Raw genomic sequence first — 21,549 nt, forward strand, 5'->3', positions numbered from 1 at the left:
CTTAGCCTCCTATTGAAATGTAATTAGACAAGAATACGATTACCGAAATGATCACAGCAATCCAAGCAGGAAGATTTCGTTGCCAGTTGTCTTTTTCTTTAATGATTCGTTCTACATCATCTTGATCCGCTTTCGTATCCATCTTGGCATTCCAGTCTTTAATTGTTTTTTCATTTCTAGATGATCTTGCATTCGCTTCTTTTGCAGTGTCGTGAGCAGCATCTACTTTTTGTTTCATATCCAGCACATTATCTAGCTTTTCAGTCTGTTTTGCTAAAGCTACTTTTACATCCATGAGAACGTTCATGAACTTTTCCATGTCCTCCACTTCCTTTTGTTCAGGCATAATTGTCCCCCCTATAAAAAGAAAGAGATCTTCTAAATTAAGAAGACCTCTTTCAAATATTGTTTATATATGATTTTTCGTTGTACTTATAAAACGACTTAGAAATATGTGATAGCGGTATATAATAATGTATGGAATCAGATAGGAGAAGAAGGTAAAAAAGAGATTCCAACCATTTCCATACACCACCCTTTCCGAGAAAACATATATCCCTTCCAAAATGGTCGTAAACAATGTCATTAGTAATATTACTAGATAGGGACTCCCATTTCTCTTAATAAAATATATGAGGTAACTTGCTAAGATGGGGTAAAGCCCTATATTAAAAGGAATGACAGATAACGATTTTTGTTTCGGGAAAGGAGCGACCTCCCAAAAGCCAAAGTAAAAGCCAATGTCATTGATAAAAAATGCCATGACGGAAAAGAATGATCCAATCAATGGAATGACCACTTTATCTTTTCTATATAAATGTAATACCGCAACAATCCAAGGAAGCACAAAAGCTAAAATTGTATTAAGAACCACTTTAAATCACTTCTTTTTCTAATATCCTTTTCAAAACAACCTACTAATAAACGTATATAATTGAAGAGCATTTTGATGGGGTAGGTCTGCGACCTTCTGTTTATATTTCAAGTAGTGTGTTCACATCAACTCTTCCTCCTTCACGCCTAATCACTCCCATTCAAGTCTGGACGAACTAAGCGTTGAAGGATTCGAACGTAATATCGTTGAACTTCTTCCTCTAAGGGAAGATCTCCTGTTTCAAATTTTTCGTCCTCTGCATCTACAGGTATATTAACGTTGAACACCTCTGAAGTCCCACAAGTACACCCGAGCACTACGTTTTCATACTCGTCGAACTCTTCGAGGTACGGAACCTCTATGTCGGTGACGTCGTGGTTCGTGATAACCCCACAATCTACACACTCGACTTTTGCTTGACTATCTTTAACTTCCTTTAGCACCAAATACCCCCTTATACGGTATAGTTACCACGCCAATATTTGTAGTTAGTGGACGTGTTATCGTTTTTGATATAGAACCAGAAGCCATCTTCCGTGATATCCGCGGTGTATTCGTAGGTCCCGTAGGTGCTTCTCGTACTCAACGAAACGGACGATGGTACGTAGTCTTTCTTACAGCGGAATTGAACGACGTATCCTGCAAGCATATTACCTACCGAAGTGTACGGACTGTATGCGCCGATTCCGCAAAAACCTGTTTCAGTACCGGTAGTTACAACTTCACCTACAACCAGCTTCGTGTTCCCTCGGGATTTATAGTCTCCGTCGGATACTATATGCCAGGCGTTCTCACCATCGTCGTGCCATATGTGGTCGGTGTTGCTACCCGTACCCGCGGATACTAAGGCGTTATTGGTGAAGTAAACGTCACCCTGCGTATCAATCGGACCTGATACGTTTAGACGTCCGCTTAACCCCGTGACAGGAGAATCGATGTTAATGGTGTCGCTAGTAACGATTAAATCGTTCAGTCCTCCGATATCTCCGATAACCAGCTGTCCTCCATTGATTCGTACCTTCTCTCCTCCCCACAAGTCGAGTCCATCCTTAGCAGCCACCTCTACGGATTCGCTACCGCCCGAGCTTCGTGAAGCATGGATGTACGTATAGAGAACGTTACCTATACTACCTTCAGGCCTAGCGTCTTCATCGTAGAAGAACAAGATATCCTTTGTTCCGGTATCCCCTGCGGAACCCATAACGATTGTGTCACCTACGGATAGGTTTGTTCCTACATCGATGAACGTGTTCGTCGTGAGATTACCGGCTGTTACAGTACCGAGATCGGCAGAAATGGAAGACAAATCATTGACGAGTATTGAGTTCGCTGTTACAGTTTTTGCCCGTAGGTTAGCGCCATCAATCTCAAGCGTGTTTGGTGCTCTCCATAGATCAATAGTACCTTGCGTTGCGTCGTCTGCCGTAAGGCCTCTACTGAATGTGGAAAATCCAGAAGGCACGCCCTCCGCGATCCAATTTTGTCCCGTCCATCCAGGCTGTTGGATATTGTCGGTCATCCAGAATGATAAGGTCTGTGTCCTACTAGAATCGTTGGTTACATATACTTCCAGATAGGCGTCATCATAGGTATCTCCGTATACGATCCTAGCGTTAGTGAATCCAGTTGAACTATACTGCCCATATGCTGTTAAGTTGATATAGGGATTCTTGCTGTAGTGCACGCCTGCTTCGAATACTGCTATCCCGTGATGTCCACTAGTAGTGTCTCTTAGGATGAATCGGGCATGGGCACGACCTCCTCCGGCCAACCGTGCGATTCTCATCCATTGACTACCACTACTTGCGGGGATCGATACTGTAGCATAACCGTTGTTACCGACCGTCTCAAAACCATTGCCAAATGATGTATTACCATCAACAACGTTCGGCCCTTGGGGTCCGCGCTCACCCTTTGGACCTTGAGACCCTGTATCCCCTTTAGGACCCTGCGGACCGGCGTCCCCTGTATTACCTTTCGGACCTTCAGGACCTTGCGATCCCGTGTCCCCTTTTTCGCCCTTAATCTTCGTCCACGTATAGCGAGAAGGATCGGAAGAATCGGCAGAAATGTAGTCAGTGTACTGTCCAATGTGAGTCTTTCCGGTCGAATCCGAGGTCGAAAATCCGGAGGAGCCATCAGCGTTCATTGCGTAAGCGATGTGGAGATAGGAAGTTTTCCCGTCATCGCCTGTATTTCCCGGAATACCCTGGTCGCCTTTCAATCCTTTCGTACGAGTCCAGTTATAACGCGAAGGGGATGTGGAATCTGTTGGGCTGCTGTCTACATACATACCGATATAGTCACGGTCAGGGTTCGAAGTCGAAAAGTTTACCGTGCCGTCGGCGGAGTCAGCGTACGCAATATGTGTGTAAGAACTCGTACCATCGTCACCCTTCGGACCTTGAATACCTTGATCCCCTTCAGGTCCTTGTAAACCACGCTCACCTTGCGGCCCCTGCGGACCAGTATCCCCCTTATCACCTTTATCCCCCTTAATACGTGTCCATGTATAGTCCGTATATTCAGTCGAATCGGCTTGTGTGTAATCAGTGTAGGTTCCGATATACTCACGAGAGGCTGCATCAGTCGTCGAGAAGTTTACGGATCCGTCTGGACTGTCAGCCCATGCGGTATGAAAATATGGTGTCTGTCCTTCTTCACCTTTCGGTCCCGGGATTCCCTGGTCACCTTTCTCGCCTTTTATTTCCGACCAGGCGTAGTCTGATGGATCTGTGGAATCTAAAGGGGTAGTATCTACGTACATCCCTATATAAGACCGAGCCGAATTGCTTACACTAAAATTAACTTGTCCATCAGAGCTATCGGCATAGGCGATATGAGTATAGGAACTCTTTCCATCTTCACCGGGTTCGCCTTGAATTCCCATATCCCCCTTTTCACCTTGGATGCCCTGCAAGCCTCGGGGGCCTTGAGGCCCTTGAGGTCCGCCTGGCCCTGTCATCCACTTCCCTTTATCTTGATCCCACCGTTTCCAAAGGTCTTGATCAGGGTTAGAGGTGTCAATCCATATGACTCCTTTATCTAAAGGAGCCGATTCTGAATAAACAATTCTTGATTTATTAATTAATTGCTTTTGAAAGAAATGTTTTAAGTCATTAATCGTCTCACGACTATATTTCACATATTCACCAAGAACATAAGTTTTTTGACTTGGGTTATCTATAGGGTACCTTTCTTTGATGACCCTAGCTTTCAGATACAAAACAGGATTAAATTCCGTCACTTTAATCCAGAGTTGATCTCCCAAACGAATCTTTTCATGAGAACGACCCAAAATGTATTCTAGGTCAGCTCCCTCAACTGTATACTGGAGTTTAGCCGCAATGCGTTTTTCTAACTCTTGTTTGGTTAGTTTCCTGACATCTCCTTCTGTTATTTCTGTATCATCGGATTGTACTTCATAGACATCCCATTCATGATCTCCATTGGTGCCCCAAATCTGCCTCGCTGATTCATTCAATTCTTCCACAATGATTCTGGAACCATCTTCTCTTTTTGGACCAAGTCCAATTAAAGCTGTAACAACATCAGCGTTCGTTTCTTCGTATTCAGCATGGATGAGGTCTTTTCCAGAAGAGATTTCCCGACCTCGCCATTGTTCCACCTTTTCCACCGCGTCCACTTTTCTGGCGGTGATTGCATTACCGTCATCAGTTTCAATATAGAAGTCAAGCTCACGATCGAACTCATCCTCAATTTTCCGTATGAGCTGCAAAGGTGTAAGAACATCTTCAATGACAAATTCTTTTGTACCTGCATATTCCGTTCTTCCTCGAGTCCAACCTGTCCCTGCGAGGGCAACATCAAGCATGCTGTTCAGTGTTGCTCCAACATAGGTCCCGGGCATGATAGGTTTCGATCTTTTTATTTCTGTGAAAGAGGCAACGGAGTAGACTTGTTTTTCTCGACGATTTTGTTTCACATTGCGAATAATAAATTCACGGTACCGGTTCCCCTGATCAAGAATCATGAGACGATTACGCTTTTGAAAGTGTTGGCTGCTGGTACCGTTGGTGTGAGTGTGAAAAGAGAAAGTTTCTTCATTATTCTCAAGTGCTCTTTCATGATAAGCTTTCCAGAAGTTCACACGTTTGCGATTAGACACTATATCAAGAATGTCCGTGGACTTCATATCTCTCACGATAATTTGTGCGTTTCCCCGTTTGGCCAAAATCTCACCTCCTTATCGATAAGCCGGTTCATAGAAAATCTTAGTCCTAACGGATTGTTGAGGGTATTGAACCAACATGTTGAGCCCTGGATCTAATGAGAAAAACTCAGATCCTAAAGACCTTTCCTTTTTGATTGATTCACCATTTAATAAGATATCTTCTTCTTTCGTGTCGATCACTATCTTATCTCCTGCTCTTGCTAACCAGTGAACCCCTTCTACAGGTGCAGGGTTGATTTCATAAACTTTAAGATCATCAAAGTACATATCAGCCTTGGTATTCGTAGGCGCCCAAATACGCGAAGCAAGTTGCACTTGTGTAACCGGGTTATCATATTTACCAGGCGGCCCAATATAAAGGTCACTAGATGAAACCCAGTTATGGGTTCCGTCCGGTTCTATCATGGCGAAATAAGGGCGAATCCTGCGTTTCCCACCTTCATAATGATCATGACTCCATAGTCTTAGAAGACCTTTAAAGTTATTCCACCCCCAAGGATATGCTGGTTCACGGTAATCTTGATATCTATCTTCTCCTACATTCCCCAACTGGAACTTCGCTTGAATTTTATCCATGGTACGCCATATATCTTCTACGCCTATCTTTGCTATGACATTGTTATCTGCGTCCAAGAGGTAGACTTCCATCATTCCTGTCCCTTTAGCTACATTTACGAGCTCCACTAAAACATCAATTTTGTAGCTACTCAAGGCTTTGCCAATCGAGCGTTTAATAGAGGGGCCTTGCCATTTATAAGGTTCTTGCGCTGCACCAAACAATTCTGGTGTAAACCGATTGCCTTCTACCATAAAATTCCCATCAACATAACCATTATCTACGGCACCAGCTTGGGTCCATCCATTCAATGTTGAACAGGAATCATGAAGTACCAAAGTTTCACGTTCATATTCTTCCTCAGAAGCTATAGGAGGGCGGCCAATGCGCATAAACTCTAACTCATCCTCCAAAGACTTAATCATGTCCAAATGAGTAATGTCTTCTAAAACCTCAATTTCAAAAATCGGGTACGTTGGAGCAGTTCCTTCATAGTAAAGAGGAAGCGTGTCCTCCGAGAACACCGCTTCCTCTTCATCCCCATATAAGTATGGGTCAAGCATAGTAAGGTTAATTTGGAATTTGCCGTCTTCTGTTGTAATTTGATCAATGTCATAATCCCCTTCTTGAAGGACCTTTATTTTACGATCCGGAGTGAGGTCTCGGGTAATGACAAAGGCTTCCCTACTAAAAAATAATTCATAGATTCGATGTTTCAAATCATCAAACGCTTTTAATGAATCGGCTTCAACTTGCATGGAAATAGACACCTGTCTTTCCTCTTCATTAGATTCCAAGAGATATGCTCCAGGATGTCCAGCTACCTGCAATTTTTCACGAGTGATATTAGGAGAGAAAATATGAAAGGATTCTACCCATATTCCTAAATCATGCATATCAGTGATTGAACCATCCTTAAGAATCCTAAAATTTAAATCGCTTTTCATCTTCTCACCCCCTAAATGTATCTTTAATATCCTGATTTAAGTCGATCTGATCCTTCACGGACTTCCAAATGATTTGACCCACTTGATCCCCATCCAACACAACATCACCTACACCGATATCAAAATTCATTTGGTTACGGATGCTGTGGGTAGATGACAATTGAGTGCTCATCTGGTTTAAGTTTCGAGAGAGTTCTGGACTCACTCCTACACCGCTCGCATAACCTGGTAAATTCCTTTGAAGACCAGAGAGAATCTTGTTCGTTTCATCGGCGGTGAATACATCCGCTCCTCGTTTCAAATCAGGAATATATCCAAAATCATGGAGCGACCATTTATTTCCTTGCCTAATTAACTCGGGCCCTTCTTCTCCTACTATTGCAGGGCCGCCCTGGTGAAAATTTGTACCTTCAGCATACTGGTTGGGAACATGATGACCACCAGCTCTTCCTGAATACCTCAAAGAGACTGTTTTCCAAACAGTTTCACCTAAACTGCGATTTAAGGAAGCTGCACTTGGACTTAAATTCGTCTGAACATTCTTGGATACGTCTTTTCCTAGTTCGTCTGTATAATTCCTTGCGTCTCTTGAAAGGTCACTAATTTGTCCTCTTGCAGTCTGTAACTCTCCAATTTGACGGTCAATGGCGGCGACACCATTAAGGTATTCATCTGTATTCCGCATATTTATGGGTGTTTGCTCTCGAAGCTTTTGTTTCTCAGTCTCCAATTTAGAGATTTGATCATCAATAACACTGGAGACATTCCCTTGGTTTACTGCCTGTCTTGCAACTTCTTCGGTGATTCCTGCGTTCTTCAAGTAATTCAGTTGTAGTTTTTCGTAAACAGCACCTAGTTTAGATATTTCAGTTTCCGTCTCACCTATCTTTAATTGTTGTTCGGCCTTTTGTTGTTTTAAGGTGAGAAGTTGTTCTTTTAGTCCTTGTTCTCCATCTTTAATAAGGCTATATTGCCTCTGGAGTGGAGATATTTTCTCCTGAAGCAAGTGCCATTCTTCGGTTCCCGACTTATATCTCGCTTGTTGTGCTTGTAATGATTTTAGCTCTTCCAACGTTTGATTTTTCATTGTTACTAACTCTTGAGAGCTATTTGTATTTAGCAATTGATTTATTTCAGATTCTCTTGATTTTAATGTATTTAATTGTTGTTGCTCACTCTTTAAATCGGCATACAACTGACGTTGATTTTCAGCAGCATTATAAAACTGTTTCTCCAACTTCAGCGTAGCCATTTTAGCAATCTCTTGGTTGTACTTGTTCAGTTCGGTTGTGGTTCCTGCAATTTTATTACCTTGATCGGTAATTGTTTGAGTAGCTCCGGGCAATGCTTCTACAAGATTTCCGTTAAGACCAACCATGGTTTGCAATTCTTGGTTGGTGAAACCTGACTTCTCTTGAAGCATCCCCATTTCTCTTTTAATGGCCGCAATTGTTTCAGGATTAGACGCTTCTTGTAACTCAGTTTGAAGGTCAACATACCTAGCGAATTCATCACTGGTAAGTTTTGACCTACTTCTCAACTCATCAAACTGTTTAATTAAATTACCGGTTTCTTGGTGTTGCTTAATAAGACCATTTGCGGTTTCTAATGAAACTTCATTGAGCTCCTTCTCATTTTGAGACAATTGTGCAATTGTAAGAGCAAGGGCAGTAACCCCTCCTACAGCAAGCCCAACCGGTCCCGCGCGCCCTACTAAATTAAGTAAAGTCCTTCCAAGCCCCTTCTTCCCCGCTGCTGCATCAGCTCTTCCGAAGTTTGTTGATAAATTACCCGCTATGTTAGCCAGCCCACCTAGAGTCTTCAATGCAGGTCCAGCAACAGTTGCTCCCCCAGCTAAAGTTAAGTAAAACTTTTGTGTATCCTCATCAAGAGAAGCAAAGCTCTCAGCTAATTCCTGGATTCTTGGAGTGATGTCTTGGGCAATATCTAACAATTCTTCCCCAAGTGGTTCGAGAGCCTTGAGAATGTCTCGTAGTGTTTTCTTGAATTCTCGGCTGAATGTCTGCTCTTGGGACTCGGACAATTCTTTCATGGAACCGTCGACACCTTGGAGGGATTCATCCATTTCATCGAGTGAATAGACCGTTTGCGCGCCCATATCCTCCCACTTGGTACCGAATAACTCTACACCAATTTGATTGGCTTTTACCTGATCGCCCATATCCTCCAACTCAGGAATCACTCGCTTGAATAAATCTTCAGCTGTAGCTTCTCCGTTTTCGAATTCCTTAAAAAGAGCTTGAGTCTCTTCAGTCATACTTCCGAAGGCATCCGCTGTCCGATCCGAACCATCTCGGATCCGCACATCAAACTCTTTCATAAGGTCATTGATATAGTCGAGATTGTAAGCGCCATTCTTGGTTCCATTAGCCAAAATGTTGAAATACTCTTCAGCTGAGAATCCCATTTGTTTGAAAAGTGGCGCATATTCCGAAATGTTATCGAACATTTCTTGAGAAAAGTTTAATCCTTCCTGTTGACCTTTCGCGAAAAGATCCATCGCTTCTTCAGCTGTCAGGCCGAAATTATGCATCAGCTGATTGACACCGCGGGTAGCTTCGCTCATGTCCGATTCTGTGACATCGGCAAGTGTGAGCATATCCTTTGTTACTTGCTGCAGCTCCTTGCCATTGCCGATCCCTTGGATGTTTTGTTTAACCATCATCATGGAACGTGCTACATCTTCAGGGTTATCACCAAAACCTTCAGACCAGACGTGTTCCATGTCCTCTTCCAACTGTCTAGCCTCAGCCCCAGTGGCCCCGAGGGATCCTGTCATTAACTGTGTGGCATCATGCAAACTCATGGCGCTTGCACCGGCAGCCGCCCCTATCCCTGCCATAGGAAGAGTAACACCTGCACTTAACTTGTCGCCTAAGTCATTCGCTTCCCTGCCTACATCTTGCAAAGACTTTTGGTATTTATTCGCGTCATTTCGCGCTTCCGACATTTCTTGGCTTTGTTGAGCTATTTCTGTTTTGGTCCGGCCTATCGCATTTTCCAGCTTTTGCTCAGATATACGTAAATCAAGCAGCTGATTGGAGAGTTTGTTTGCTTCGTTAGAGTTCTCCCCATATGTCCTTTTTGCTTTTTCTAATTGATTGCTTGTGGCATCAATTTGCTTCCGGACAATCCCTTGTTCTTTTCCTAAATAGTTAACCCTTGATTCAAGCTTTTCGGTAGCTGTAGCTGTTTCTTTCATCTGTTCTGATTGCAGTTTGAATTCTTTTTTCAGCCGCTTACTTTCATCCCGCATATCTTTCATACCATCATTGAAGTCTTTATTGAATACACTGAAAGACACTTGCGTTTCATTACGTTTTGCCAATTCAATTCACCTCCTCACTGTGTTTTAGGGCTATTCTTCCATGAGTCATATGCTTGTTTGCTTTCATAGATCCGCTCCACATCCGGAATAGGGTAGTACCAAAAGATATCACTGTCGATACCGGACACTAAGGTGTACAAAACGTACCGGTCTTCGACACATTCAATATTCAATTGGGGATTCAATATTGTCTTTTGGCCTTTCCCCTTGGTTTTATCTACACTGTTCCGGAACCCTTCAGCAAACCTGTTATCTTTTGTCTTGGAACATCCTTCAAGGATATTCTTGTAATGCTTCATCATTAACTCATCATCAGGGGTGTAGTCGTCGAGGAAATTATTTAGAGGAAGGTCGAGGTTCTTGTTAGCCCCCAGGATTGCTAAGTATATAACTACCTTGGCATACGGGATTTTCACCAGTTCAGATAATTGAGAGGTTTTAATGAAATGTAGTTTTTCTCCTAAACTTAGGGAATAGTTGGTGATTGCTGCTGTGTATGTAGATTCTCCTACTTGGATAAGTTCATATTTAGCCATCGTTCAAGCCCCTTTTCAAAAAAATAAAAAGAGTGGGCAAGTACCCACTCCTTGAATTAAACCGTCGCTGTAGATTCCACTAGTGTGCGATCGAATTGAGTGTGCCATGTATCAGATATAGTCACGTCATCCAATTCATCAATCAGCGCTTCATAATAGATTTGCTTAGTGTCATCCGGATACGCGGATAGAGTAAGCTCCATCAGAGCAACTTCATCCGCTCCATTCTCAATGGTGAATACAAACCCGGTAGCACTTGTGCAATTCGGGAAGGCCATGAGCTTCGTTACATCTTCAAACTCATCAATAGCATCTGCCGTTAATGTGAACCGCTTCCCTTTGGAATCCGAACCGTAAGAATAAACCCCCGGCTTTAGATCATCTGTTTTAAATCCGAAAATATCCCTAAGCACGGACACTTGAACATGACCCGTCACAGTAAGGTCCATTTTTTGAGGTTTTACCTTTTTGGCCACCTCGATGCCTTCTTCAGTTTTGATGATTTCCCGCAGGGTCGTTTCTCCACCAAGAGACCCTGCAGCACCAAATTTCTGGCCAGCTTCTTTCGTGCCATCATCTCCGACCATTTGAACGCCAAGATTAGTAATCGTGACTGGGTCAAAACGTTCGACAATCGTTGCCATTAAAATTCCTCCTCTAAATATTGATCTATTCTTTCATTCAATAAATGAAGCACTTCAGGAGTTGACTTTTCCAATCCTTCCTCCATGAATCGTTGCTCCAATGGATTGTGAGGGCCCCGACCTTCGTTGGGGAAAACGAGATAACCAAAACTCCCACTTTTCTTAGAAGCTCCACCTTTGGTCTTGATTGTAAACCCTAGGTTTTGCTTACTGGCTCTGGACCACTTGCTATATTTGGCGTGTTTTTTCGTCCGGTTGGATACCGGCATTTCATCTGTTATAGCTGCGGTCGTAACCTTAGTTCCATCCTTATGAAGGACGCCGTTAATGATCGCTTCGATGTTCTCCGGCACAGCCTGAAATTTTTCTTCCAGCTTTTCAACTTCGCTATAGTCGAGTTCATATCTAACGCTCATGCTTCAACAACCTACGGAAAATGAATGTCACCCTGTTAAAGAAATCGTCTGTTTCCCCTTTTTGTATTCTTTCTTTGATAGATCTACTAAAAACAAATCCACTTACCCTAACTCCTAATGTGACAATATCAATGCTTTGTGATTCAATCTGGGGGTTGTCTTCAGAAATAAAAACTACATAAACCTCTTGAGAAAGATTACCCTCTGTATTGGTTTGAAAAAGGTCTCCGTAAACAATGAGAAAATAATTGTTATCTGCAGGAAGTTCATCTTCAGAAGCTTCATCAACAAAGACTGGCAAATCAAAGGATCCTTCAAGATCTGCAGCCAATTTATTTTCTTGCTTGATCATATAGGCTTTCACTTTGTCATTCACCCATGTCACCAACTTCCTGTAGGTAAAAATAGAGGTACTTCTTACTCGCGTCCCAATCTACTTGAATCACATCATAGAGGATGGTATTCACTTTAATTTTCAAGCCAGACTTTTTCATTTGCCGGAGACCAGGAGGGAAATGAGTTTTCATTTTGAGGTCTAAGCTATGCCCTAAAGCTCCTGCCATTTGGTAATCCTCTTCTCTGGCATTCATCAACTTAAAAGCAAGCTTTCCCTCCGATAAGAAAGTCTCTCCCGTTCTTCTCCGTGACTGGTCCCTTTGGGTGGTGGTTTTTCCATAATGAAGAAAACCATCATTGAAAACCTCATGAAGAGGTTTCTGTATTCGCCTCTTCATGAGCTTTAACTCCTTCCCGGATAGATAACTTTAAGAGTTCCGCCCCGAAATTTTCTTCGAATAACTCAAAGGAATGATTGTACACATAACGGGCATAATCCAATAACAGCTGTATAGCCTCATAATCGGTAGCGAAATTCAGGTCACTACCCGTCGCTCCTTTTAAGTAGGCTTTCCCCCGCTTGATTATTCTCAGAAGTTCGGCATCTTCTTCCGTCCAAGTGATTTTCAAGTAATCCTTAAGCTCAGATCTTAAGTTTTCATCAGTCATAAAGAAACCACCTCCTATTGTTTAGAAGATGGCTTTGCCTTAGACGTCTTTTCTTTTTCTTCATCAACTTTTTCAATAAATGCCCGTTTATACTTCGGGTGTTCTTCAGACAGTTCCTTGATCCGCTTCGCCGTAGGCCTTTTACCACCAGCCGGATAATCGTCACCAATCTTATAATGATGACCTTTGTTTTCTGTATCCGTAAATTCGTTGATCACCTTGTATGGCATATTCGTTTATCTCCTTTCATCTTATACTGCTGGAACGGTAGTCACAGTCAATTCTTCGCTAAGTTCCGATTTCAATCCATTGGACCCCACAGCAATTACTTGATAGACATAAGTCGTATCAGCTGTCAGGCCGGAATCAGCAAAGCTTGTCCCAACTCGTGTATCGACCATTGTTCCGTCACGATAGATTTCATACTGCTCGATGCCCGCCTCGTAATCAACAGCATCCCATGTGATATCCGCAGTAGTGTCGGTCACATTAGACGCCGTTAGATTTGCGGGCGCATTAGGGAGTTTCTGCCCCAATATTAGAGATGTCATAGACTTTGAAGGAATCATTATCCTTAGGACGACCGTTTGCTAGCATACGAGTGAGATATACGGTTTCGTCTTCCAGGAATCGATACTCTGATGATTTTTTAATTTTTCGGGTTGACCCTACTCCCATGAAGTAATCTTTTGCCATCCCTGCAATTAATTTACCTTCTGGAACTGAGACAGATTCAATGATCGTTGCATCAATCGGAAGGTTGGTCATGTATTGACCAGCTGCATTACGATAGACCACATGCTCAGCCAACTTGTAGTTGTAGTCATTCGGGTTTACTGCAAGGATAATATTTCGTACTTTACGTTTCCCTGCTTTGGAAAGATCCCCGCGAATCTTATACAATGATTTCACTCCAAAGTCAGCTAACGGTGTAGCTGTTTTATTTGGATAAACGCCGTCAACCACAGACCCTTTAAGGTCTTTAATCATACCGATTGGCTGGTCTTTCCCTGTTCCAGAAATAATGGCTTCCTCTAGGGCGATAGCCATAGCTTCCAGCAATACAGTACGGACATAACGATCCAACCAACGCGGGCCAAGTTCGAGCATCGCATTGATAACAGGAATGAAAGCTGAAAGTTTGTAGAGGTTCATGTCTACAGTTTCGAACCCATCATCTAGGAGTTCCTTAATGTCATCCGCAAGTTTACCCCACCAAGCTGGATTCACGTCTCCTTTTTTGAGAACCCATTTCGTAACCCCAGTTGTATTTACAAAATTGATTTTAGCTAAAATTGGATGCTCTTGCATCAGCTCTTCAAACACACGATCAATAACAGTCGCAGGTACAAGTTTTTCTACTCCATCGAAACCACCGGCGTCAATGACCTCGTTGTAGAATTCTTTTTCTGGAGAAGTCAACGTATGAATACCTCGATCTGATAGGACTCGCTCATCATTCAAATGGTTGCTCATCATTGTGCTAGCTTCTTGCAAGATTTGCGTTTGAATGCCTTCAGCCATATTCACCATGGCTTTCGCAAATTCCTCAGAATCACCGGACTCAAGAGCAGAAACTAAGTTTTCTCGTTTTTCTCGACCAGACAAATCGGCCCGGTCCAAGTTTTGGATCCCAGCTCCTCCACCATTAAAAAACTGCAAATCACCTAATTGTAGGCGATGCTTGCTTTTTGCTTTCAAATCATTCATAACTTCTTTTTGTTTGTAGCTCATTCATCTTCCTCCTCTTTTTTAAAACGGTTCAATAAGTTGGGTTTGGTTTTTTTAGCACTAGCAGTGTACTTGGCTAAAAGAGAGTTTTTTACAGGTTCATCTCGATTCTGTGTTTCTTCTTCAATTTCTTGATCAGCAAAGCCGAACGTAACGGCTTCACTCGCAGACAAGAAGGTTTCATCATCCAAAAGATTTTCAAGCTCCTGACGAGTGCCTCGGAACTTCTCTTCATAGGCAGCTATATAGGCCTCTGATATCTTGTCCAAATCATCAGCAACTTTACGAAACTCCTTGGCATTACCAAGCGCAATCGTCCACGCATGGTGAACCATCAAGGTGGATGTCTTCGGCATATACAAGTTGTCGCCACCCAAGGCAATAATTGAAGCTGCACTTGCCGCAAGACCGTCCACATGAACATTGACGGTCGCCTCCTGCCTTTTGAGTTGGTTATAAATAGCCAAGCCATCAAACACATCACCGCCGGGACTGTTGATATAAAGGTTGATGGTTTCTGCATTCGTACTATTCAGGAAGTCCATGACATTTTTAGCTGAGACGGTATCACCAAACATAGAAGATCCAATTGGACCATAGATGTATAAATCCGCTTCTTTCTGGTCTTCTTTCTCTTCAGCCCTAAACTCTGTTTTCATATTCTCAAGATAAGGTTTCAACGTTTCATTTTCACTCATATTTGCAAGTGTGAGTGAAGCAAAAACACTTCTAAGACTCACATTCTTCATTCATCCTCACCCCCTTTCAGGAATTTCTTGACCTCTTCATAGTTTTTAGTGATGAAATATTCATCAGCCCACCCCTCATTTATTGGCTCTTTTCCGAGCATCCGCCTGTTATCATTCACCGAATGTGTACCGGATGATAAGAACTTTTCAAGAGCACTCGCTAATTTCACTGGGTCCACATATTTAATTAGTGACGTGTCAATATGCAGGTATGTTCGTTTCAAGTATTCATCTTTGGTGTAAAACTTCCGATTAATTTCATCTTCCAGAAGCTCGGCGATTGGTTCGATGCAGAACATCAAAAAATTGTCCGTTTGTCCTTCAACATCCGCTAGGTCCCCTTTGATCAGTCCTTTTGGGATATGGAATCCCATACTTACGAAGTCGATGATGTCATCTACAATAGCTCGAACATCCCGACTGGTTTGTCCCTTGCTTTCAATTTCTTCGTAGGTTAAAGAATTTTGTAAAGGTAATACGGCAGCATTTTCAGCTGTCATGAATCGCTCCATTTGTTCATAGAACATATCTTCACGTTTCTTATGATCCTCCGTCTTTTGTGACTGAGCGCCAGCACCTTTAAGCTTCGCCCTCAAAGCGTTGGACCTCTTGTAATAATTGATAGATGATGACAACAACTTCCCATAGCTTGAGTACATGCTATCAATGACGCTCTTTATTCGATCGTTATTCAAACGGAAATGGAAGACTTCACTTTCATTAAAAGACCTTCCTAATTGGTACTCTTTTATAACTACATCGCTATACCTGTTTTCGTACAAAGCAAGCTCTGTGATATTGAAAGAGTCGGCAACATACAATTGACGGTCTTGCATGACTACCAGGCATTCGTTCTCTAAGACCAACTTGGATATGAACTCATGAAAAAACTCGCTGCTATTCTGGTTTTGGTTTGGTTGTACATTGAAAAGGTAATGATTATGCTTTTTAACTTCTTGTCCACTCTCATAAGTTCGAAACTTCGATCGGATCAGTGTATTCGCAATCAGGTTGATGCAGGTTTGGATAGCTAAGTTTTTATAATGATATTCAACCCCAAGATCCACCCAAATTTCCTTTATGTTTGCGTCGTCCGTACTCGTGAATCCAAATAGCTCTTTTAATCCCAAATCCTCACCTCCTTAAAAGACGATTACATCCATCGGTCCTAAATCTTGCGCTTCTTCTAATTCGTCATCACAAACAATCGCATGTAAAAAAGCGAAAAACCCGTCGGTCTTCCGCTTGTCCTTATCAATCTTGCAATACTCCATATTGCCGTTTCCTTTTTCATCTTTGTAGACGTTGCCCACATACCATCGCATCAAAGGATCATCACCAAATACAATCGTCTGATTGATGAACATATCATCCACCAGAGGGGATAGCATTGCATGAGTGGCAGGGCCTTTTCGTACGATTTCTACTTCGAATCCCGCCTCTTCCAGTTTTGGTTTTAAAATGGCTGCCCTGTACTTATCCATAACAACTTTTTTAATATGGAAAGTGTCCAGCATATCAATGAACCAGTTCACAACCTTGTCCGGGTCAATAGACTTTCCAAATTCAATACTGCACAATTCTTTCTCTTTAGCGAGGTCGATGATTTCAGGGTTGATGTCCTGCAACTTCAGAGCTAAGTGATGAATCCAAGTATGTTGTTTCCAATATCTTTTTCCCTCATGTTTAAAATAGACTCCAGCCGAGCAGAAATCTCGGATATCAGCAAAGTCTATGGCACCGATCGCTTCTGCTCCTGTAATCTCTTCTGGAAATGGTTGTTCAGTTGCTAAACGGTCTTCATAAGTGGCCACCTCTTTCCTTACGTCTGCTTGAGGACAATTCATTCGCTTCGTCATGAATTCAAGCCGGAGGGAGGCGTTGATTTGCATATCATGATATTCCTGCTTCATTTCTTGTTGAAGGTGCTCCAGATATGGATATGAAGGATTCGCTTTCTCCCATTTCGACGGATCATCCACTTCACCTTCGTGATCCAGTTTGCAAATGAATGGAAAGAGTGTGGATTCAGGAAGCTCCTTATTCAACACCATCTTAGTTTCTTCCTTCAAGTCATCTAGAACACCGCCCCTCACATACCCATCGGTCGTGATGTAGAAGGTGCGAGGGTCTTTTTTCTTACCTAAACCAGAAGTGAAAACTTTGACATTGCTGTAATCCTCATATTCATGTATTTCGTCAAAGATTACCGCTCCTGAACGTTTACCATCCTTCGTTCGGGCATTGGATGTATTGTATTCCAATTTCGACTTCGTCTTACGGTGCTGTATAAGCATCTTGGAATAATAAAAAATTTTCTTCATCTTCTTTTGCGAAGAAGGGTCATCCAAGACATCATACACATCTTCGAACGATGTTTTTGCTTGCTTTTCAGAAGTGGCCACAATATCAATGTCGTATCTCTGTATCCCATGGTGATTGCTGGTCATGTAGAAACTATTATAAGAAATGTATCCATTCTTACCAGCACCTCGACCGAGCTCTAAAAAGTAACGGTTGAACATTAAACGACCGTCTTCGTATCGAACTCCATATATGAATGCGTTGCAGAATCGTTGCCAGGGTAGCAACTCGAAAAAGTAAGGCGCCGGTTTTTCAATTGATTTCTCAATAGCTTCTGCATCGATGACAACTCCAGGCTGATCCAGCTTCCACTTCAAAAATTCCATCAGCTGCTTTTGCTCCTCGCAAGCTTCAATTTCTCCCTGCTCAACCATTCGCATGTAATCATCGATATACGGATGATACTTATATGTCTTCGAGGTCATCTTCATCATCGCCAGGGTTATCTTTTAATGAAATCTCCACGAGTTTTATCAGTTTGTCATAAGCAGCCGTGTATCGATTCATTGTGGTGTTGTACGATTTTTGAGCAGGATTTTCTATCAACATTTTTTGAGAACCGTTCTTATAAGTGTAGGTTGGCCCCTTTACCTTAATGGTGTCTTCTAAAATTTCCAATTGAATTGTCATGAAAGCCAGTCGTTCAATTAATTCCTTTACAGCTTCTCGAACATTTTCCGGCATATCAATCACAATCGCATTCAACCGGTCTATTTCTTGCTGGATCATTTCATTCTGTTTATCTTTACTAGGTTTTGCCATCACCCCCCACCCCCCTCTCACGTGCGAAAAGGCCAAAAATGTTTTTTCCTATCTCCCCTCCCCCGTTTCGCGAGTTCCCCAAAATGGTGAAAAGCTTTTGAGGGGGGGAGTTATTTTTTAAAGTCTTTCGAAACAATTTCACCAACGTTCTTCATTTATGAACTTTGGTTTCTTCTTTCGAATATATTTTTCTAATCTCTTGTGTTCTTTGTTATGACAATTAACACAAACTGACTCAACGTTTTTTAGATCAAGAGCAAGATAAGGATAAGTCTTTACTTCCATAATGTGGTGAACGTTCTGCCCTGGTCCAACCTTCCCTTTTCGTTTACACTCTTGACATTCATAATTGTCTCTCTCCAGCGCTTGGAGTCTGAGTATCCGCCAAGATTTGCATTGATAGAATTTAACCAGTTTGTCTTCTATGATCAACTTCTTGATTTGTTTGATGTCCATCCATTTCACTCCAAATAAAAAGACACCTGCAACATACAGATGTCTAAAAGTTCCCTATATTTATAGGTCGCAAAGGTAAGGCTGAAAATTCATCTCTTTCTTAACTCTTCTCTGATTGCTGCAACCTCTTCCACAAGGAGCTTTCCTTCAGTGGGAATGTAAACATCCCCTTCTTTAAAGAAATCCCTTAATGTTAGATTATAATTTTCTTTATAAAAATCTCCTTCATAATTATAGTAAGATATTTCAATAGGACATTCTGCGATAAGACCACCTCTTTGGTCTCTTTGTTGGAATTCACGATTAATTCCAAAAAAAGCTTCAATGCTTTGGTTTGGTGCTAATAGCTTAATTTCCTTTTCAACATCTCTAATTGAACCACGTACAACCTTAAAGAATTTCATATCCCCTTCTAAATGGTTATTACTAAAGAATTTTTCAATAAACAAATGGATGTTAAAAGCAGGTCGTGTACCGTTATTTTTTATTGTAAAGTACAATAATCCATTTTCTTCTCTAAAATAGGCTATAACTTCAGGGCGATATGACTCTTCCCTGCTTATTTTCGTTTCCCTTGCCATATCCTTTGTTTCCTTAACCATTTTATGACTAGATCGAAGAGTCATAAGATAAATGATTACAATTAAGCCGTTTATCAATACACCGGTCCATTCAGCACTCATGCAATTATTCCTCCTTTCCATCAAATCCTCATTCGACGGAAAGTAAGGTATTACCTCCCAAATCTCCCAATACTTTGAAAAGATAAATCTCTACTAGTTTGTCTAAATGTATAAGTTAGTTAGTTATCCTAGTATCCACACAATCAAATCTAAAAAAAAAAGACACTCACCCTTTGAGCGCCTTTTCCAAAATTCCCATACTCCAAATATAACGGTTTTTCTTTGTAATATCCTGCCTATCATATGCCAAAATTCTGCCATAATATTTTTAGTGTAGTATTTCCAGAGAATAATACAAAAGGATAGGAAATAACATGTTATTTCCTATCCTTTACACCGCATTCTCATTAGAATAAATCTGTCTACATTCTGCACAATCACAACTACTAACATCAATTACATTCATTTCTAGATTATAAAAGTTACTATATGCTTCTGCTATTAGTGCTAATTTTCTATCACCCGTAACAAAAGTAGGTTTTATAGCTGCATATTCTAGCCAACTTGTTAATTGTATTGAATCAAGACTTTTCAAGTATTGCAATTGAGGATGCCCTTTATCTTTAAGATTATGAGCACGCAACATAACATCTTGAGTATTAGAAATTATGTCCGAAATTGCAATTGGCATAATTCTATCTTCTTCAGTAGTTAAAAAGTCGTTATTGAACGTATCTATTGCACTTTGATAATCTTCCGCAGTAATTTTACCAGTATTTTTCATTTTTAGAGTAGCACAAACCGTTTCTGTGTACGCCAATTCGGATAATAAAATAATATTATTCTCGTTGCTATATATATCATCTACCACATGACTAGCTACTTCTGTAACATATAATTTAGCAATTGCACTGGAATCAAAGAAAAAGTATTCGATACTCATATTCTTTCTTCATCTCTTTCTTCTACAATGTTTTTAGATAAAGAATATCCATTAAGTTTCTCGTTAAGTATATCTCTAAGTTCATGCGACTCTAATACTTTAGATCTCTTATCAGATCCCATATTTTGGCTAAACCTTTTCTTTACATCACCTTTTGATTTTGACAAACGTAGCAGTGCAGCTTCTTTACTTTGTACACTACCCATTTTCTTTTCCTCCATTGCGGTTTTATTAACCGACTTAGTTATTTTTCTTAGTTTTTTGGTATAGTCATCCCCAAAAAATGAGTCTTCTAAACCAAAATTAGAATACTTTTCGTGATTTTGGAATGACTGATCATCATCGCTGTAAACAATTTCATCAATGTATTGTGTAATATCATCTAGATCTCTAATAACATCTTTACTTTTATCTTTTTCAAAATATGCTTGTACAATAAAACTTTCAATTAATGTATGCATTTTCTTTTTCTTAAAACGTAGGACGTGTGAATCTTTTTGAGTGTGCATCACTTCTGCATTATATCCATTAGCACTTGCATTCATATCAACTCACCTACCACTTTCCTACAATTTTCTTTATAAGACCTTCCAAGATTGACTTAGAGTCACTAAATATGTCGCTTATCTCGGATGTATCTTCTATTTTTAAACCTAAAACATTTAACTCTAAATTTAATTGATATTCGTTTTCAACATCAGGTTCAACCTCTAAAGTATAGGTTTTACCATCAACTGCAAAAGTGAATTCTGTTTTTGAATACAAGAAATCTCCTGGAACATCTTCAATTGATATCCCTCTAGGAGACAAATGATTTACACTAGTCTCCAAAATATCAATCTCAGAATCTATTTCGGCGCTTGCTACTAAACGAAGAGCTAAATCAAAAGGTCTATTAAACTCTAAATGCTCCTCAAGCTCATTAGTAGAATTTATAATGGAGTCCAAACTCGCCTGAAATTCCTTAACTTTATCTTCTTTTACCATCAAGCTATCCTTTGTTAGGAAAAAGATTCTACGCTCTTCGTTATTAAATCCTGCATAAAATCTATCACTAGACTCTCTTCTAGGATAATCATTTCTAAGGATTACAGCTAAGTTTGATATTAATTTTTCATCGCTCACATCAAACTCCTGGTCTAGAATTGATAAAGAAAAACGTTGGTAATCTATGGAATTAATTATCATGTTATTCCCTCTCTTCTACGAACAATATTAGATTATATTACACTAATTTAGGTGGCTCCTTTTATAAAGTATAACAAACTCCAATAATTATTGGCAGTAAATAATTACCCATATCTTATATTTTGTGTAATCCTCGAATCTCTCAAACTCCTTGATACACTTCATTCTATCATAATTCCTTAAAATGGATTACACATCATTTTTTTATGAT

The 21,549-nt window shown here is 40.8% G+C and carries 24 protein-coding genes; all 24 read right to left on the reverse strand.

From position 1 onward, the window contains the following. Nucleotide 1 precedes the first annotated feature (1 nt). Entirely contained in the window at nt 2-346 is a 345-nt protein-coding gene (locus GLV98_RS12170) for a hypothetical protein (RefSeq protein ID WP_160915533.1), read from the reverse strand. Between the two features lie 63 nt (nt 347-409). Beyond that, nucleotides 410-874 carry a CBO0543 family protein gene (locus tag GLV98_RS20150; protein ID WP_337193749.1) on the reverse strand — a complete coding sequence of 155 codons (465 nt, stop codon included), beginning with the start codon at nt 872-874 and terminating at the stop codon, nt 410-412. Between the two features lie 146 nt (nt 875-1,020). Then, a complete protein-coding gene (locus tag GLV98_RS12175) occupies nt 1,021-1,317 on the reverse strand; it encodes a hypothetical protein (protein ID WP_160915535.1) in 297 nt (98 codons plus the stop codon). A gap of 11 nt (nt 1,318-1,328) precedes the next feature. Beyond that, on the reverse strand, nt 1,329-5,069 hold the full coding sequence (locus tag GLV98_RS20275) for a phage tail spike protein (protein ID WP_160915537.1): 3,741 nt from the start codon (nt 5,067-5,069) through the stop codon (nt 1,329-1,331). A 12-nt stretch (nt 5,070-5,081) separates the two neighbouring features. Continuing rightward, nucleotides 5,082-6,572, reverse strand: coding sequence for a phage tail domain-containing protein (locus GLV98_RS12185; RefSeq protein WP_160915539.1), 1,491 nt, complete (start codon nt 6,570-6,572; stop codon nt 5,082-5,084). Nucleotides 6,573-6,576: 4 nt separating this feature from the next. After that, nucleotides 6,577-9,921 (reverse strand): phage tail tape measure protein, encoded by a 3,345-nt coding sequence (locus tag GLV98_RS12190; protein ID WP_160915541.1) that lies wholly within the window; start codon nt 9,919-9,921, stop codon nt 6,577-6,579. Nucleotides 9,922-9,935: 14 nt separating this feature from the next. Then, nucleotides 9,936-10,457 (reverse strand): hypothetical protein, encoded by a 522-nt coding sequence (locus GLV98_RS12195; protein WP_160915543.1) that lies wholly within the window; start codon nt 10,455-10,457, stop codon nt 9,936-9,938. A 56-nt stretch (nt 10,458-10,513) separates the two neighbouring features. Further along, on the reverse strand, nt 10,514-11,101 hold the full coding sequence (locus GLV98_RS12200) for a phage tail protein (RefSeq protein ID WP_160915546.1): 588 nt from the start codon (nt 11,099-11,101) through the stop codon (nt 10,514-10,516). Next, nucleotides 11,101-11,517 (reverse strand): hypothetical protein, encoded by a 417-nt coding sequence (locus GLV98_RS12205; RefSeq protein ID WP_160915548.1) that lies wholly within the window; start codon nt 11,515-11,517, stop codon nt 11,101-11,103. Before GLV98_RS12205 ends, GLV98_RS12200 begins: the two co-directional genes overlap by 1 nt. Then, on the reverse strand, nt 11,507-11,869 hold the full coding sequence (locus tag GLV98_RS12210) for a hypothetical protein (protein WP_160915550.1): 363 nt from the start codon (nt 11,867-11,869) through the stop codon (nt 11,507-11,509). The genes GLV98_RS12205 and GLV98_RS12210 overlap by 11 nt, the downstream gene beginning before the upstream one ends. A gap of 16 nt (nt 11,870-11,885) precedes the next feature. Continuing rightward, nucleotides 11,886-12,251, reverse strand: coding sequence for a head-tail adaptor protein (locus GLV98_RS12215; protein ID WP_160915552.1), 366 nt, complete (start codon nt 12,249-12,251; stop codon nt 11,886-11,888). Continuing rightward, nucleotides 12,220-12,522, reverse strand: coding sequence for a hypothetical protein (locus GLV98_RS12220; protein ID WP_160915554.1), 303 nt, complete (start codon nt 12,520-12,522; stop codon nt 12,220-12,222). The genes GLV98_RS12215 and GLV98_RS12220 overlap by 32 nt, the downstream gene beginning before the upstream one ends. A 14-nt stretch (nt 12,523-12,536) precedes the next feature. Next, nucleotides 12,537-12,752 carry a hypothetical protein gene (locus GLV98_RS12225; protein ID WP_160915556.1) on the reverse strand — a complete coding sequence of 72 codons (216 nt, stop codon included), beginning with the start codon at nt 12,750-12,752 and terminating at the stop codon, nt 12,537-12,539. Nucleotides 12,753-12,773: 21 nt separating this feature from the next. Then, nucleotides 12,774-13,091 (reverse strand): fibronectin type III domain-containing protein, encoded by a 318-nt coding sequence (locus tag GLV98_RS12230; RefSeq protein WP_337193750.1) that lies wholly within the window; start codon nt 13,089-13,091, stop codon nt 12,774-12,776. Continuing rightward, a complete protein-coding gene (locus GLV98_RS12235; RefSeq protein ID WP_237417129.1) occupies nt 13,039-14,256 on the reverse strand; it encodes a phage major capsid protein in 1,218 nt (405 codons plus the stop codon). The genes GLV98_RS12230 and GLV98_RS12235 overlap by 53 nt, the downstream gene beginning before the upstream one ends. Continuing rightward, nucleotides 14,253-15,002, reverse strand: a complete 750-nt coding sequence (locus GLV98_RS12240; protein ID WP_160915560.1) for a head maturation protease, ClpP-related — start codon at nt 15,000-15,002, stop codon at nt 14,253-14,255. Before GLV98_RS12240 ends, GLV98_RS12235 begins: the two co-directional genes overlap by 4 nt. Continuing rightward, nucleotides 14,999-16,132 (reverse strand): phage portal protein, encoded by a 1,134-nt coding sequence (locus GLV98_RS12245; protein WP_160915562.1) that lies wholly within the window; start codon nt 16,130-16,132, stop codon nt 14,999-15,001. The genes GLV98_RS12240 and GLV98_RS12245 overlap by 4 nt, the downstream gene beginning before the upstream one ends. 12 nt (nt 16,133-16,144) lie before the next feature. Further along, nucleotides 16,145-17,797, reverse strand: a complete 1,653-nt coding sequence (locus tag GLV98_RS12250) for a terminase TerL endonuclease subunit (RefSeq protein ID WP_160915886.1) — start codon at nt 17,795-17,797, stop codon at nt 16,145-16,147. Beyond that, nucleotides 17,772-18,128 (reverse strand): hypothetical protein, encoded by a 357-nt coding sequence (locus GLV98_RS12255; RefSeq protein WP_160915564.1) that lies wholly within the window; start codon nt 18,126-18,128, stop codon nt 17,772-17,774. Before GLV98_RS12255 ends, GLV98_RS12250 begins: the two co-directional genes overlap by 26 nt. Nucleotides 18,129-18,266: 138 nt before the next feature. After that, on the reverse strand, nt 18,267-18,584 hold the full coding sequence (locus tag GLV98_RS12260; RefSeq protein WP_160915566.1) for an HNH endonuclease: 318 nt from the start codon (nt 18,582-18,584) through the stop codon (nt 18,267-18,269). A gap of 89 nt (nt 18,585-18,673) precedes the next feature. Continuing rightward, nucleotides 18,674-19,267 (reverse strand): hypothetical protein, encoded by a 594-nt coding sequence (locus tag GLV98_RS12265; RefSeq protein WP_160915568.1) that lies wholly within the window; start codon nt 19,265-19,267, stop codon nt 18,674-18,676. Nucleotides 19,268-19,598: 331 nt separating this feature from the next. Continuing rightward, entirely contained in the window at nt 19,599-20,150 is a 552-nt protein-coding gene (locus tag GLV98_RS12270; protein WP_160915570.1) for a type II toxin-antitoxin system VapC family toxin, read from the reverse strand. After that, nucleotides 20,147-20,695, reverse strand: a complete 549-nt coding sequence (locus GLV98_RS12275) for a hypothetical protein (RefSeq protein WP_160915572.1) — start codon at nt 20,693-20,695, stop codon at nt 20,147-20,149. The genes GLV98_RS12270 and GLV98_RS12275 overlap by 4 nt, the downstream gene beginning before the upstream one ends. 10 nt (nt 20,696-20,705) lie before the next feature. Continuing rightward, on the reverse strand, nt 20,706-21,338 hold the full coding sequence (locus tag GLV98_RS12280; RefSeq protein WP_160915574.1) for a hypothetical protein: 633 nt from the start codon (nt 21,336-21,338) through the stop codon (nt 20,706-20,708). Between the last annotated feature and the right edge of the window lie 211 nt (nt 21,339-21,549).

This window comes from Halobacillus litoralis (genome assembly GCF_009856415.1).
Lineage (GTDB): Bacteria > Bacillota > Bacilli > Bacillales > Halobacillaceae > Halobacillus > Halobacillus litoralis_C.

Excerpts from the sequence above, each read along its gene's own strand:
- GLV98_RS12270 (WP_160915570.1), bottom strand. The coding sequence starts at position 20,150 with ATGAGTATCGAATACTTTTTCTTTGATTCCAGTGCAATTGCTAAATTA.
- GLV98_RS12260 (WP_160915566.1), bottom strand. The coding sequence starts at position 18,584 with ATGGACATCAAACAAATCAAGAAGTTGATCATAGAAGACAAACTGGTT.
- GLV98_RS12275 (WP_160915572.1), bottom strand. The coding sequence starts at position 20,695 with ATGAATGCAAGTGCTAATGGATATAATGCAGAAGTGATGCACACTCAA.
- GLV98_RS12195 (WP_160915543.1), bottom strand. The coding sequence starts at position 10,457 with ATGGCTAAATATGAACTTATCCAAGTAGGAGAATCTACATACACAGCA.
- GLV98_RS12225 (WP_160915556.1), bottom strand. The coding sequence starts at position 12,752 with ATGCCATACAAGGTGATCAACGAATTTACGGATACAGAAAACAAAGGT.
- GLV98_RS12240 (WP_160915560.1), bottom strand. The coding sequence starts at position 15,002 with ATGAAGAATGTGAGTCTTAGAAGTGTTTTTGCTTCACTCACACTTGCA.
- GLV98_RS12250 (WP_160915886.1), bottom strand. The coding sequence starts at position 17,797 with ATGAAGATGACCTCGAAGACATATAAGTATCATCCGTATATCGATGAT.
- GLV98_RS12235 (WP_237417129.1), bottom strand. The coding sequence starts at position 14,256 with ATGAGCTACAAACAAAAAGAAGTTATGAATGATTTGAAAGCAAAAAGC.
- GLV98_RS12215 (WP_160915552.1), bottom strand. The coding sequence starts at position 12,251 with ATGAAGAGGCGAATACAGAAACCTCTTCATGAGGTTTTCAATGATGGT.
- GLV98_RS12230 (WP_337193750.1), bottom strand. The coding sequence starts at position 13,091 with ATGATTCCTTCAAAGTCTATGACATCTCTAATATTGGGGCAGAAACTC.
- GLV98_RS12255 (WP_160915564.1), bottom strand. The coding sequence starts at position 18,128 with ATGGCAAAACCTAGTAAAGATAAACAGAATGAAATGATCCAGCAAGAA.
- GLV98_RS12170 (WP_160915533.1), bottom strand. The coding sequence starts at position 346 with ATGCCTGAACAAAAGGAAGTGGAGGACATGGAAAAGTTCATGAACGTT.
- GLV98_RS12265 (WP_160915568.1), bottom strand. The coding sequence starts at position 19,267 with ATGAGTGCTGAATGGACCGGTGTATTGATAAACGGCTTAATTGTAATC.
- GLV98_RS12200 (WP_160915546.1), bottom strand. The coding sequence starts at position 11,101 with ATGGCAACGATTGTCGAACGTTTTGACCCAGTCACGATTACTAATCTT.
- GLV98_RS12210 (WP_160915550.1), bottom strand. The coding sequence starts at position 11,869 with ATGATCAAGCAAGAAAATAAATTGGCTGCAGATCTTGAAGGATCCTTT.
- GLV98_RS12280 (WP_160915574.1), bottom strand. The coding sequence starts at position 21,338 with ATGATAATTAATTCCATAGATTACCAACGTTTTTCTTTATCAATTCTA.
- GLV98_RS12220 (WP_160915554.1), bottom strand. The coding sequence starts at position 12,522 with ATGACTGATGAAAACTTAAGATCTGAGCTTAAGGATTACTTGAAAATC.
- GLV98_RS12205 (WP_160915548.1), bottom strand. The coding sequence starts at position 11,517 with ATGAGCGTTAGATATGAACTCGACTATAGCGAAGTTGAAAAGCTGGAA.
- GLV98_RS12185 (WP_160915539.1), bottom strand. The coding sequence starts at position 6,572 with ATGAAAAGCGATTTAAATTTTAGGATTCTTAAGGATGGTTCAATCACT.